Source organism: Streptomyces sp. CB03238 (assembly GCF_002099185.1).
Lineage (GTDB): Bacteria > Actinomycetota > Actinomycetes > Streptomycetales > Streptomycetaceae > Streptomyces.
The window spans coordinates 376,586-388,897 of the sequence record NZ_NBCN01000005.1; the positions used below are offsets into that span (position 1 = coordinate 376,586).

Genomic DNA, 12,312 nt, shown 5'->3' on the forward strand with positions numbered 1-12,312 from the left:
CAGGCACCGCCCCGAACCCGCCGGAACCGTACCGACCCAACCCGCGCGGGCCCCCGGGGCCATACCGGACCCGCCCGAGGCGACGGGCGACGGGCGACGGGCTAGGCGTCCGCCCGCGCCGTCGCCAGCAGCTCCTCCGCATGGGCCCGGGCCGTCTCGGAGTCCTCCTGGCCGGCCAGCATGCGGGACAGCTCCCGCACCCGGTCCTCGCCCTCCAGGACGGTGACGCCGGACCGGGTCACCGACCCGTCGTTGGTCTTCTCGACGAGCAGTTGACGGTCGGCGAAGGCCGCCACCTGCGGAAGGTGCGTGACGACCACCACCTGCGCCGACTTGGCGAGCTTGGCCAGCCGCCGCCCGATCTCCACGGCCGCCTTGCCGCCGACGCCCGCGTCGACCTCGTCGAACAGGTACGTCGGCACGGGGTCCGTACCGGCGAAGACGACCTCGACGGCGAGCATCACGCGCGAGAGCTCACCGCCCGACGCGCCCTTGGCGATGGGCCTCGGCGGCGCGCCCGGGTGCGGGGCGAGCAGCAGCTCGACCTCGTCGACGCCGGCCGGCCCGTAGGCGACCGTCCGCCCTCCGACCTCGACCCCGTCCGGATCCTCGCTCTGACGGATGTCGAACGACACGCGCGCGTGAGGCATGGCGAGCGACGCCAGCTCGGCGGTGACGGCGTCGGCGAACCGCGCCGCCGCCTCCGTCCGCGCGTCCGTGAGGGCCTGGGCCAGCCCGGACAGCTCGGCGCGCAGGGCGTCCCGTTCGGCCGTCAGCCCGCCGATCCGGTCGTCGTCGCCGTCCAGCTCGGTGAGCCGGGCGGCGCCCTCCTCCGCCCACGCCAGGACGGCGGCGACATCGGTGCCGTACTTGCGGGTCAGCGACGTGAGCGCGGCGCGGCGCTCCTCGACGGCCGCCAGGCGCCGGGGGTCGGCGTCCAGGTTGTCGGCGTACCCGGCCAGCTCGCCCGCCACGTCGGCGAGGAGGATCGAGATCTCGCCCATCCGGTCGGCGAGCGCGGCGAGCGACGGGTCGTGCGACCGTACGGCCTCCAGCGCCCGCTGAGCGCCCGCGACGAGGGTCGTCGCGTCCAGGACCTCCGGGTCCTCGGGGTTGCCCGCCAGCGCCCCGTGGGCGAGCGCTGCGGCGGACGCCAGGGCCTCGGCGTGGCCGAGCCGCTCGGCCTCGGCGGCCAGTTCGACGTCCTCGCCCGCGCGCGGCTCGACCGCCTCGATCTCGGCCAGCCCGAAGCGCAGGAGGTCGGCCTCCTGTGCCCGCTCCCGCGCGCGCGTGGTCAGCTCGTCCAGCTGGGCGGTGACGGCCCGCAGCCGCCGGTAGGCCTCGGTGTACCTGGCGAGCGGTACGGCGACGGCGTCGCCCGCGTACCGGTCGAGCGCGCCGCGCTGCCGGGCGGGCTTGAGCAGGCCCTGCTGGTCGGTCTGGCCGTGTACGGCGACGAGTTCGTCGGCCAGTTCGGCGAGCACGCCGACCGGCACGGAACGCCCTCCCAGGTGCGCCCGGGAGCGGCCCTCCGCCGAGATGGTGCGGCTGATGAGCAGCGCGCCCTCGTCGAGTTCGGCGCCCGCCTCCTCGGCCCGTGCCGCCGCGGCGGCGCCGGGAGGCACGCTGATCCGGCCCTCGACGACGGCCGACGGCGAACCGATCCGTACCAGGGCGGGGTCGGCGCGCCCGCCGAGCAGCAGTCCGAGGCTGGTCACGACCATGGTCTTGCCCGCGCCGGTCTCGCCGGTCACCGCGGTGAAACCGGGTGACAGCTCGACCACCGCGTCGTCGATGACCCCGAGCGACCGTATCCGCATCTCCTCCAACACGGGGAAGACCTTACGAGGTCCGGGGCCCGCTGTGCGACGGCCCCCGCCCCGCGTCGCCGAAGCAGCAGGTCGGAGCACGGAGACGGCGGACATCTGTCACCCGCCGGAGTGGGCCGACCCTGCACGGCCAACGCCGCAGGACCGACCGGCACGGGGCCCACCATGGGCCGCGCTCGACCGGTACAGGGCCATCGCCTCCGGCGGCGGCGTGCCGGTCTCGAGGACCGTCCGCGTACCCCATGTCGTCGTAGCCGTACCGCGCCACGTAGTCGCCCTGCACCTGGTCGCCGAGCCCCACGGAAACGGCACCCATCTCCATGCCGGGCACCGTACGGGGACCCGCCCCGGTCAGTGCGGCGCGCCCCGCCAACCCGACACCGGCAGCGCGAACTTGGCCACCAGCCGGTCCGTGAAGGACGCGTGGTGCAGCCGCGCCAGCCGTACCGGCACCGCGCCACGCCGCACCTCCACCCGGGCGCCTGCGGGCAGTTCGACGGTGCGCCGCCCGTCGCACCACAGGACCCCGTGCGGGGTGTGCGGCTCGACCTCCACCGCCAGCACCGAGTCCGGTGTGGTCACCAGCGGCTTGGCGAACAGCGCGTGCGCCCCGATCGGCACCATCAGCAGCGCCTCCACCTCGGGCCAGATCACCGGCCCGCCGGCCGAGAAGGCGTACGCCGTCGAACCGGTCGGCGTCGCGCAGATCACCCCGTCGCAGCCGAAGCCGGTCACCGGACGGCCGTCGATCGCGAGCACGACCTCCAGCATGCGCTCAGCCGAGACCTTCTGTACGGCCGCCTCGTTCAGCGCCCAGTCGGTGTGCAGCACGTCGCCGTTGTTGTGCACGGTGACGTCCAGGGTCATGCGCTCCTCGACCTCGTACGCCCGCGTCACCACCCGGTCCACGACCTTGTCGAGGTCGTCCCGCTCGGCCTCGGCGAGGAAGCCGACCCGCCCCAGGTTCACGCCGAGCATCGGCACCCCCGAGGCACGCGCGAACTCCGCGCCGCGCAGCAGCGTCCCGTCGCCGCCGAGCACGATCAGCAGCTCGCACCCGTCCAGCACGTCGGGCGACGCCTCCGGCACCGTCTCCACCGTCGGTGGCAGCGGCAGGTCGGCCGCCTCGGCGGCCAGGACGCGTACGCCGAGGCCGCTGCGCAGCAGCCCGAGCACGACGAGCTCGGCGCTGCGGACCGCCGCCGGGCGGCCGGTGTGCGCGAGCAGGAAGACGGTGCGGGGTGCAGCAGTCGTCGAAAACGCTGTCGATGAACTCAACGAGGTCCCTCCGCCACGGCGCGTTCCACATCCGCCGGATCCAGCGCGGGCGCGCCCGCCCGCAGCCACAGAAAGTACTCGACGTTGCCGGACGGGCCGGGCAGCGGACTGGCGGTGACGCCCAGCACGCCGAGGCCCAGCTCGCCGGCCTGCCGCGCCACATTGCGCACGGCCTCGGCGCGCAGCTCGGGGCTGCGGACGACCCCGCCGCTGCCGAGCCGCTCCTTGCCCACCTCGAACTGCGGCTTCACCATCAGCACCAGGTCGGCGTCGGGCGCCGAAACGCCCGCCAGGGCGGGCAGCACCAGTCCCAGCGGGATGAACGACAGGTCGCCCACCACCAGATCCACGGGCTCTCCGTCGATCGCGTCCAGCGTCAGCTCACGCACGTTCGTACGGTCCTTGACCGTCACGCGTTCATCGCTCTGCAACGACCAGGCCAGCTGCCCGTACCCGACGTCGACGGCCACGACGTGTGCCGCCCCGGCGCGCAGCAGGACGTCGGTGAACCCGCCCGTCGACGCGCCCGCGTCCAGCGCCCGCCGCCCCTCGACCTTCAGCCCGCGCGGTACGAAGGCGGCCAGCGCCCCGGCCAGCTTGTGGCCGCCGCGCGAGACGTAGTCGGGGTCGGCGTCGTCCTGCGCCACCACGATGGCCGCGGCGGTCTCGACCTGGGTGGCGGGCTTGGTGGCGGTGTTGCCGCCGACGGTCACCCGCCCCGCCGCGATCAGCTGGCTCGCGTGCTCGCGCGAGCGGGCCAGCTTGCGGCGTACCAGCTCGGCGTCGAGACGGCGGCGTGCGACTCCTGCCACGTTCGGTTCAGCTCCTGTTTTCGTACGAAGGCGAAGGCTGGGGGCGCGCGTCGAGCGCGGCCAGCGCCTCCCGCAGCCCCCGGTGTACATCCTCGTACACCTCCAGGTGCCCGTCCGCCGGGAGGTGGTCGGCGTCCGCCAGCCGCTCCAGCCCGGCGTCGACCGAGGGGTGCCCGGTGGGCACGCGCTCGACGCCGAGGGGCGCGGGCGCGGCCGGGTGGTACGTCTCCGGAACCGCCGCCGGATCCGTCTCCGGAATCGTCTCCCGAACCGTGTCCGGAACCGTCTCCGCCACCGCGTCCGGGGCGGTCTCGGGCATCACGTCGCTCATGCCCAGACGCTACCGCGAAGGGCTGAGGTACGGTCGGTGGCGATGGCCACGATCGAGGAGTGCCGCAGCGCGCTCGACAGACTCTCCGACAACCTCCAGCACTCCGACGGCGAGGTGCGCAGCGCCGCAGCCCTCGACCGCTCGCTCAGCTGCCACATCACGGATCTCGACATCACCTTCACCGGCCGCCTCACCGGCGGCCGGATCAAGGTGCGGGACCGGGTGGACGGGCCGCCTCCCGAGAAGGCCGAGATCCGGCTGGCGATGACCGGTGACGACCTGGTGGCGATGGTGGACGGCGAGCTGAACTTCGCGAAGGCCTGGGCCTCCGGCCGGGTCAGGCTGGAGGCGGGCTTCCGCGACCTGCTGCGCCTGCGGTCACTTCTGTAGCGCGGCGACCGCGCGGGCCTTCCTCGCCGCCGGGATGACCAGCGGCGTACCCGTCTCGGGGTCGTCGATGACCTGGCAGCGCAGCCCGAAGACCCGCTCGACCAGCTCGGCGGTGACCACCTCGGACGGCGGGCCCTCCGCGACGATCTCCCCGCCCCGTACGGCGATGAGGTGGGTGGCGTACCGGGCCGCGTGGTTGAGGTCGTGCAGCACGGCGACCAGGGTGCGCCCCTGGGTCTCGTGCAGTTCGGCGCACAGGTCGAGCACATCGATCTGGTGCTGGATGTCGAGGTACGTCGTGGGCTCGTCGAGCAGCAGCAGCGGCGTCTGCTGGGCGAGGGCCATCGCGATCCACACGCGCTGGCGCTGCCCGCCCGACAGCTCGTCGACGTACCGGTCGCCCAGCTCGCCCACGCCCGTCGCGTCCATCGACTCCTGGACGATCCGCTCGTCCTCCGGGGACCACTGGCGCAGCAGCCCCTGGTGCGGGTAGCGGCCGCGCGCGACGAGGTCGGCGACGGTGATGCCGTCCGGCGCGATCGACGACTGCGGCAGCAGGCCCAGCGTCCGGGCGACCTTCTTGGCGGGCATGGAGTGGATGACCTGCCCGTCCAGCAGCACCCGCCCCGCGGTCGGCTTCAGCATCCGCGACAGGGCCCGCAGCAGGGTCGACTTGCCGCACGCGTTGGGGCCGACGATCACCGTGAAGGAGTTGTCGGGTATCTCGACCGACAGGTCACGGGCGATGATCCGCTGCTCGTAGGCGAGGGTGACCGCCTCCGCGCTCAAGCGCTGCTGCATGGACGGCATGGACGTACTCCTGGCGTTCTCGTTCATGATGGGCGGGGTCATATCCGGCCTGCCTTGCGCTCGGTCACCAGCAGCCACAGCAGGTACACGCCGCCGACGACGCCGGTCACGACGCCGACCGGCAGTTCCCGCTCGCCGAAGGCGTTGGTGGCGGCCCAGTCGGCGACCAGCAGCAGCGCGGCGCCCATGAGCGCGGAGGCGGCGAGATTGGGGCCGGGCGAGCGGGTGAGGCGGCGGGCGAGCTGGGGCGCGCTCAGCGAGACGAAGGTGATCGGGCCGGCGGCGGCCGTGGCGACCGAGACGAGCAGCACCGCCGACCCCATGAGCACCAGGCGCGTCCGCTCGACCTTCACCCCCAGCGCGTACGCGGCGTCGTCGCCCATCTCCAGCATCCGCAGCGGCCGCCCGTACCCAAGCACCAGCGGCACGAGCACGACGCAGACGGCGAGCAGCGGCCAGAACTGGGCCCAGTCGCGTCCGTCGAGGGTGCCGGTCATCCACAGTACGGCCCGGGTGGCGTCGATCAGGTTGGCCTTGGTGATCAGGTAGTGGATGACGGCGGTCAGCATGGCGGCCGCGCCGATCCCGATGAGCACCAGCCGGAAGCCGTGGACGCCCCGCTTCCAGGCGAGCAGGTAGATCAGGACGCCGGTCACCACACCGCCCACCACGGCGCCGCCGGCGACGGCGGTGGCGCTGCCGCCGAAGAGCACGATCACGGTCAGCGCGCCGACGGTGGCGCCCTGCCCGAAGCCGATGACGTCCGGGCTGCCCAGCGGGTTGCGGGAGACGGACTGGAAGACGGCGCCGCCCAGCCCGAGCGACGCGCCGACGAGGATCGCCACGAGGACGCGCGGCAGCCGCAGGTCCTGGACGATGAACTCCTGCGCCATGGTGCCGTTGCCCAGCAGCGTGGCGACGACGTCGCCGGGCGCGATCGGGAAGTCGCCGCTGCCGATGAGGACGACACCGGCCGCCACGGTCACCACGACCAGCAGCAGAACGGCGACGGCCGCACGCGGCTCGTAGCGGACGGACAGGCCCCCGGGCGTACGGAGGGCCTTCGCGGTACGCGTGCTCACAGCTGGGCCATCCTCTTGCGGCGTACGAGGTGGATGAAGACCGGCCCGCCGACCAGCGCGGTCACGATGCCGACCTGGAGTTCGGAGGGCCGGGCCACGACCCGCCCCAGCACGTCGGAGCCCAGCAGCAGCACGGGCGAGAGGACCGCCGCGTACGGCAGGATCCACCGCATGTCGGGGCCGGTCAGGGCGCGTACGAGGTACGGCACCATCAGGCCGATGAAGACGATCGGCCCGCACGCGGCGGTCGCGGCGCCGCACAGCAGGGTCACCGACACCATGCCGAGCGCCCGCGTCCGGTTCAGGTGCGCGCCCAGTGCCCGCGCGGTGTCGTCGCCCATCTCCATGGCGTTCAGCGGCCGCGCGATCAGCAGCGCGAGGACGACGCCGACGACGATGAACGGCGCCACGTTGCGGACGGTCGCCATGTCGGCGTTGGCCAGCGAGCCGACGGTCCAGAACCGCAGCCGGTCCAGGGCCGCCGAGTCCAGCAGCTGCACGGCGTTGACGTACCCGTACAGCGCGGCCGTCGCCGCCGTACCCGCCAGCGCGAGCCGTACGGGAGTGGCACTGCGGCTGCCGCCGAGCACGTACACCACGACCGAGACGACGGCGGCACCCAGGAACGCGAACCAGATGTAGCCGGTGAACGAGGTGACGCCCAGGAAGCTGATGGCACTGACCACGGCGGCCGCGGCTCCCGCGTTCACGCCCAGCAGGCCGGGCTCGGCGAGCGGGTTACGGGTGAGGGCCTGCATCACCGCGCCGGAAAGGCCCAGCGCGGCACCGACGATCACTCCCAGGACGGTCCGGGGCACCCGCAGGTCCTGGATGAGGACGTCGTTGCCCGTACCGGAGTTGTGGAACAGGCCGTGCCACACATCGCCGAGCGGGACCGGCTTGGCCCCGACCATGATGCTCGCGACACAGATCAGCAGCAGGACCGCGACGGCGACCATCAGCCCGGCCGCGCGCACCGAACGGCGGCGCCCACGGGGCTCGGCTGCGGCAGTAGGATCCGCGCTCTGTTTGGGAGGACTGTCGACCAACACCCGGTTAGGTTAGCCTAGCCTCCCCGAACCCCATCGTCAGGCTCTCACCACCCCAGCCTGGCCAGCGCCTTACCCCCGTCCAGCGCACACGAACCATCGCCCGCGTGCGTCCACGCCGCCGCGCACAGCGCCCGCAGCCCGTCCAGCGCGCCACCGTCCCCGTCGAGCACCAGGGCATCCCCCCGCACGGCAGCCGTCCACCCACCGCACACGAACCCGTCAGCCGCCGTGCCCCCGACCTCGGGCTGCCCGGTCGACAACCCCCGCAGGTCCGCGTCCACGTACGTCGGCCGGTGCTCCGGCACCGCCGCCAGCAACTGCGCCGCGTCCGTCACCCCGGTCAGCACGAGCAGCGAGTCCACACCCCCGTTGAACGCCCCCTCGATGTCGGTGTCCAGCCGGTCCCCCACCACCAGCGGCCGCTCGGCACCCGTCCGCAGGATCGTCTCGCGGTGCATCGGCGGCAGCGGCTTGCCCGCCACCTGCGGCTCCGCGCCCGTCGCGATCCGCACCACCTCCACCGCCGCACCGTTCCCCGGAGCGATCCCCCGACCGCTCGGAATCGTCAGATCCGTGTTGGACGCGAACCACGGCACCCCACGCGCCACCGCGTACGACGCCTCCGCGAACCGTCCCCACGGCAGCTCCGGCCCGCCGTACCCCTGCACCACGGCCGCCGGGTCGTCGTCGGCCGACTCCACCGGCTCCAGCCCGCGCTCACGCAACGCGACCCGCAGCCCCTCCCCGCCGATCACCAGCACCCGCGAGCCCGGCGGCACCTGGTCGGCGATCAGCCGGGCCACCGCCTGCGCCGAGGTGATCACATCGGCCGGCCCGGCCGGCACCCCCAGCTCGGTCAGGTGCGCGGCGACCGCGTCCGGCGTCCTCAGAGCGTTGTTGGTGACGTACGCGAGGTGCATCCCGCCGTCCCGGGCCGTCTCCAGCGCCTCCACGGCGTACGGGATCGCCTCGCCCCCCGCGTACACCACACCGTCCAGGTCCAGCAGCGCCGTGTCGTACGCCTCGCTCAGCGCCCGCGCACTGCCACTCGGCCGGTTCCTGCCCCGCTGCCCCATGTGCCGCACTCCTCGTTCCCAAGCGTCCGAAAGCAATTGCCCCCGATCATCGCTCATACCCCCCATCCGCATACGATGCAGGGATGAACACCACAGGTTCTGCGGCCAACGGCGGTCTGCACCTGACACCTTTCCGTGGGCTGCGCTATGTCCCGGAACGGGTCGGGAGCCTTGCCGCGGTGACCTCTCCCCCGTACGACGTGGTCGTACGGCCCGATGGTGTGCACCACCTGGAATCGGCCGACCCGCACAACATCGTCCGGCTGATCCTGCCGCAGGCGGACACCACCGAGGCCCGCCACCGCCAGGCCGCCGACACCCTCCACGCCTGGCTCTCCGACGGCGTCCTCGCCGCCGACGCCGAGCCCGCCCTGTACGTGTACGAGCAGCGCAAGGGCGACCTGCTCCAACGCGGCCTCATCGGTGCCCTGGAGCTCACCCCACCCGCCGACGGCATCGTCCTGCCCCACGAGGACGTCATACCGCACGTCGTCGAGGACCGCGCGTCCCTGATGCGCACCACGGCCGCCAACCTCGACCCGCTGCTCCTCACCTACCGCGGCAACGGCACCGCCACCGGCGCGACCGCCGTCATCGAACGCACCGTCCTCGGCGCGCCCCTCCTCGCCACCACCACCGAGGACGGCATGAGCCACCGGCTGTGGTCCGTCACCGACCCGGCCGCCCTGGCCGAAGTCGCCGACGACCTCGCCCGCCACCAGGCCCTGATCGCCGACGGCCACCACCGCTGGGCCACCTACCTGCGCCTCCGCGAGGAACACCGCACGCCGGGCCCCTGGAACTACGGCTTGGTCCTCCTCATCGACACGGCCCGCTACCCCCTCCAGGTCCGCGCCATCCACCGGCTCCTGAACCACCTCCCGGTCGCCGACGCGCTCGCCGCCCTCGAGGGCACCTTCCGCGTCCGCCCCGTCCAAGGCCCCCTTCCGGCGGCCCTGGACGCCCTCGCCGCCGCCGCATCGGCGGGCAACGCCTTCCTCCTCACCGGCGGAGACGGCCGCTTCCACCTCATCGACCGCCCGGCCCCGGACCTCCTGGCCCGTACGATCCCGGCCGACCGCCCGGAGGCCTGGCGCACGCTCGACGCGACGGTCCTGCACGCCACGCTCATCGACCACATCTGGCACGTTCCGGACAGCCCCGAGGCCATCACCTACCTCCACGACGCCCAGGCGGCCGTCGAACAGGCCGCACGCCGGCATGGCACGGCCGTCCTGATGCACCCGGTGCGGGAGGACGTCGTCCGCGACCTCGCCCGCCAGGGCGTCACCATGCCGCGCAAGTCGACCTCCTTCGGCCCCAAACCGGCCACAGGCCTGGTGCTCCGCAGCCTCGACGTCGACTGATCACTGATCCGGACATGCGAAAGGGGCGGCACCCGCGAGGGTGCCGCCCCTTTCGTATCCATCAGTCCCGCTGCTCGTCGTCCGCGTCCGCTTCGGCGTCGTCCTCCACCGCAGCGTCGACGAACTCGACCCCGTCCAGCTCGGCGAGCCGGTCGGAGGCGTCGGTCGAACCGTCCTTGTCCGCCTCCAGCGCCTTGGCGAACCACTCCCGCGCCTCGTCCTCGCGCCCCGCCTCCAGCAGGGCGTCGGCGTACGCGTACCGCAGGCGCGCCGTCCACGGCTGTACGGAGTTGGACGCCAGCTCCGGGCTCTGCAGGGTCACGATGGCGGCGTCCAGCTGCCCCATGTCCCTGCGCGCCCCGGCGGCGACCAGCCGCATCTCGACCTGGCCGGCCTTGTCCAGCTTCTGCACCTCCGGCTCACCGGCCATCGCCATCGCCCGCTCCGGCCGGCCCAGGCCACGCTCGCAGTCGGCCATCACGGGCCACAGCTCCACGCTGCCGGTCATCCGCCGGGCCGCCCGGAACTCGGCCAGCGCCTCGGCGTACTTCTGCGTCGCGTACGCGGCGAACCCGGCGGCCTCCCGCACAGCGGCCACCCGAGAGGCCAGCCGCAGCGCGATGCGCGAGTACGCGTACGCCTGCTCCGGGTCCTCGTCGATGAGCTTGGCGACCATCACCAGGTTCCTGGCGACGTCCTCGGCGAGCGTCTTCGGCAGGCTCATCAGCTCCTGCCGTACGTCCTTGTCGATCTCGTCACCGGTGACGTCAGCCGGAATGGGCAGCCGCTTGATGGGCTCCCGCTCACGGTCACGCCGATCCCGGTCATCACGCCCCCGGAACCCCCCACGATCGTCCCGCCCGCGGTACCCGCCCCGGTCCCGGTCATCCCGCCGAGGCCCACGCGGCCGCTCGTCCCGCCGGTCGTCCCGCCGGTCGTCGCGCCGAGGCGCCCGCTCATCACGCGGGAACCCACCACGGTCGTCACGCGGCCGGTAACCGCCCCGGTCGTCGCGCGGGAAGCCCCCACGGTCGTCACGCCGGTCATCACGCCGGAACCCACCACGGTCGTCACGACCACGGTCATCCCGACGAGGCCCACGGTCGTCACGGTTGAACGCCGGCCGGTCATCACGCCGGAAGCCACCACGGTCATCACGCCGCTCGTCACGCCGGAACCCACCACGGTCGTCACGACCACGGTCATCCCGACGAGGCCCACGGTCGTCACGGTTGAACGCCGGCCGGTCATCACGCCGGAAGCCACCACGATCGTCGCCCCGGTCATCACGCCGGAACGCGGGCCGCTCGTCACGCCGGAAGCCGCCGCCACCGCCACGGTTGTCGTCACGCCGGAAGCCACCACGATCACGGTCATCCCGCCGGAAACCGCCACCGCCGGCCGGGGGCCGCCCTCCGCGGTCGTCACGGCGGTCATCGCGCCGGTCGTCGCGACGAGGCGCCCGGTCATCACGGGGGAACCCGCCACGGTCGTCCCGACGGTCGTCCCGGCGAGGCGCCCGGTCGTCACGGCGAAACCCGCCACGGTCATCCCGACGGTCATCCCGACGGTCATCCCGACGGTCATCCCGACGGTCATCCCGACGGTCATCCCGTCGGTCGTCGCGACGAGGCGCCCGGTCGTCACGGCGAAACCCGCCACGGTCGTCCCGACGGTCGTCCCGGCGAGGCGCCCGGTCGTCACGGCGAAACCCACCACCGCTACCAGCGGGGCGCCCGCCACGGTCGTCACGGTCACGGCGGAACCCGCCGCCACCACCACGGTTGTCGTCGCGACGGGGCCCTCGGAAGCCGCCCCGCTCGCCACTGTCCCTACGACGCGGCTCGCGCTCCGGACGATCGTCGGAGGAGTTGGTGGACATGGGTGTGGCTCCTGTCTTCGGGTAACGCAGTCATTCTCGCGCAGTCGGCCGCCCGACGCTCTTCGAGAAAAGCTCAAACAAATGCAAAAAGGACCCTTGGTCCCAGCATGCACGCTGGGACCAAGGGTCCTTCAAAGATTGTTCGGCGGCGTCCTACTCTCCCACAGGGTCCCCCCTGCAGTACCATCGGCGCTGAAAGGCTTAGCTTCCGGGTTCGGAATGTAACCGGGCGTTTCCCTAACGCTATGACCACCGAAACCCTATCGGGTTCTAGCGAACAAGCACACTTTTCAATTAATGAAGTGAAACTGGTTCAACCGGTGCGACTGTTCGCAACCCGGGAACCACACAGTGGACGCGAGCAACTGAGGACAAGCCCTCGGCCTATTAGTACCGGTCAACT

12 protein-coding genes and 1 rRNA gene are annotated in these 12,312 nt (G+C 72.9%); 2 read left to right on the forward strand and 11 right to left on the reverse strand.

What is annotated here, in order from left to right:
• Positions 1-101: 101 nt before the first annotated feature.
• From recN to BKD26_RS11280, 4 genes are all read right to left on the reverse strand, one after another.
• Positions 102-1,820 carry a DNA repair protein RecN gene (recN, locus tag BKD26_RS11265; RefSeq protein WP_179166501.1) on the reverse strand — a complete coding sequence of 573 codons (1,719 nt, stop codon included), beginning with the start codon at positions 1,818-1,820 and terminating at the stop codon, positions 102-104.
• A 360-nt stretch (positions 1,821-2,180) separates the two neighbouring features.
• Positions 2,181-3,107: an NAD kinase gene (locus BKD26_RS11270; RefSeq protein WP_073758612.1), complete on the reverse strand. Its 927-nt coding sequence runs from the start codon at positions 3,105-3,107 to the stop codon at positions 2,181-2,183.
• Positions 3,104-3,919 carry a TlyA family RNA methyltransferase gene (locus BKD26_RS11275; protein WP_084897694.1) on the reverse strand — a complete coding sequence of 272 codons (816 nt, stop codon included), beginning with the start codon at positions 3,917-3,919 and terminating at the stop codon, positions 3,104-3,106. Before BKD26_RS11275 ends, BKD26_RS11270 begins: the two co-directional genes overlap by 4 nt.
• Positions 3,920-3,926: 7 nt before the next feature.
• A complete protein-coding gene (locus tag BKD26_RS11280) occupies positions 3,927-4,250 on the reverse strand; it encodes a hypothetical protein (protein ID WP_107417818.1) in 324 nt (107 codons plus the stop codon).
• A gap of 42 nt (positions 4,251-4,292) precedes the next feature.
• Between BKD26_RS11280 and BKD26_RS11285 the strand changes: the two genes are divergently transcribed.
• Positions 4,293-4,640: an SCP2 sterol-binding domain-containing protein gene (locus tag BKD26_RS11285; RefSeq protein ID WP_084897696.1), complete on the forward strand. Its 348-nt coding sequence runs from the start codon at positions 4,293-4,295 to the stop codon at positions 4,638-4,640.
• On the opposite strand, the gene BKD26_RS11290 is transcribed toward BKD26_RS11285, so the two are convergent.
• From BKD26_RS11290 to BKD26_RS11305, 4 genes are all read right to left on the reverse strand, one after another.
• Positions 4,629-5,492, reverse strand: coding sequence for an ABC transporter ATP-binding protein (locus tag BKD26_RS11290; protein WP_084897697.1), 864 nt, complete (start codon positions 5,490-5,492; stop codon positions 4,629-4,631). The two genes, BKD26_RS11285 and BKD26_RS11290, sit on opposite strands and share 12 nt — an antisense overlap.
• Positions 5,489-6,532: an iron chelate uptake ABC transporter family permease subunit gene (locus tag BKD26_RS11295; RefSeq protein WP_084897698.1), complete on the reverse strand. Its 1,044-nt coding sequence runs from the start codon at positions 6,530-6,532 to the stop codon at positions 5,489-5,491. Before BKD26_RS11295 ends, BKD26_RS11290 begins: the two co-directional genes overlap by 4 nt.
• Positions 6,529-7,491, reverse strand: coding sequence for an iron chelate uptake ABC transporter family permease subunit (locus tag BKD26_RS11300; RefSeq protein ID WP_179166503.1), 963 nt, complete (start codon positions 7,489-7,491; stop codon positions 6,529-6,531). Before BKD26_RS11300 ends, BKD26_RS11295 begins: the two co-directional genes overlap by 4 nt.
• Positions 7,492-7,628: 137 nt before the next feature.
• A complete protein-coding gene (locus BKD26_RS11305) occupies positions 7,629-8,660 on the reverse strand; it encodes an HAD-IIA family hydrolase (RefSeq protein WP_084897699.1) in 1,032 nt (343 codons plus the stop codon).
• 83 nt (positions 8,661-8,743) lie between these two features.
• Between BKD26_RS11305 and BKD26_RS11310 the strand changes: the two genes are divergently transcribed.
• Positions 8,744-10,027: a DUF1015 domain-containing protein gene (locus tag BKD26_RS11310; protein ID WP_084897700.1), complete on the forward strand. Its 1,284-nt coding sequence runs from the start codon at positions 8,744-8,746 to the stop codon at positions 10,025-10,027.
• 61 nt (positions 10,028-10,088) lie between these two features.
• Here the strand turns inward: BKD26_RS11310 and BKD26_RS40850 are convergent, their stop codons facing one another.
• The 3 genes from BKD26_RS40850 to rrf form a co-directional block, all read right to left on the reverse strand.
• On the reverse strand, positions 10,089-10,751 hold the full coding sequence (locus BKD26_RS40850) for a tetratricopeptide repeat protein (RefSeq protein ID WP_241518600.1): 663 nt from the start codon (positions 10,749-10,751) through the stop codon (positions 10,089-10,091).
• Positions 10,751-12,022 (reverse strand): hypothetical protein, encoded by a 1,272-nt coding sequence (locus tag BKD26_RS40855; protein WP_206603681.1) that lies wholly within the window; start codon positions 12,020-12,022, stop codon positions 10,751-10,753. The genes BKD26_RS40850 and BKD26_RS40855 overlap by 1 nt, the downstream gene beginning before the upstream one ends.
• A gap of 27 nt (positions 12,023-12,049) precedes the next feature.
• A 5S ribosomal RNA gene (rrf, locus tag BKD26_RS11320) occupies positions 12,050-12,166 on the reverse strand.
• Between the last annotated feature and the right edge of the window lie 146 nt (positions 12,167-12,312).

Bases quoted from the DNA above. Each gene is read 5' to 3' on its own strand.
- BKD26_RS11280 (WP_107417818.1), bottom strand. From the start codon at position 4,250: ATGAGCGACGTGATGCCCGAGACCGCCCCGGACGCGGTGGCGGAGACG.
- recN (WP_179166501.1), bottom strand. From the start codon at position 1,820: ATGCGGATACGGTCGCTCGGGGTCATCGACGACGCGGTGGTCGAGCTG.
- BKD26_RS40850 (WP_241518600.1), bottom strand. From the start codon at position 10,751: ATGAGCCTGCCGAAGACGCTCGCCGAGGACGTCGCCAGGAACCTGGTG.
- BKD26_RS11305 (WP_084897699.1), bottom strand. From the start codon at position 8,660: ATGGGGCAGCGGGGCAGGAACCGGCCGAGTGGCAGTGCGCGGGCGCTG.
- BKD26_RS11285 (WP_084897696.1), top strand. From the start codon at position 4,293: ATGGCCACGATCGAGGAGTGCCGCAGCGCGCTCGACAGACTCTCCGAC.
- BKD26_RS11310 (WP_084897700.1), top strand. From the start codon at position 8,744: ATGAACACCACAGGTTCTGCGGCCAACGGCGGTCTGCACCTGACACCT.
- BKD26_RS11290 (WP_084897697.1), bottom strand. From the start codon at position 5,492: ATGACCCCGCCCATCATGAACGAGAACGCCAGGAGTACGTCCATGCCG.
- BKD26_RS11300 (WP_179166503.1), bottom strand. From the start codon at position 7,491: ATGGTCGCCGTCGCGGTCCTGCTGCTGATCTGTGTCGCGAGCATCATG.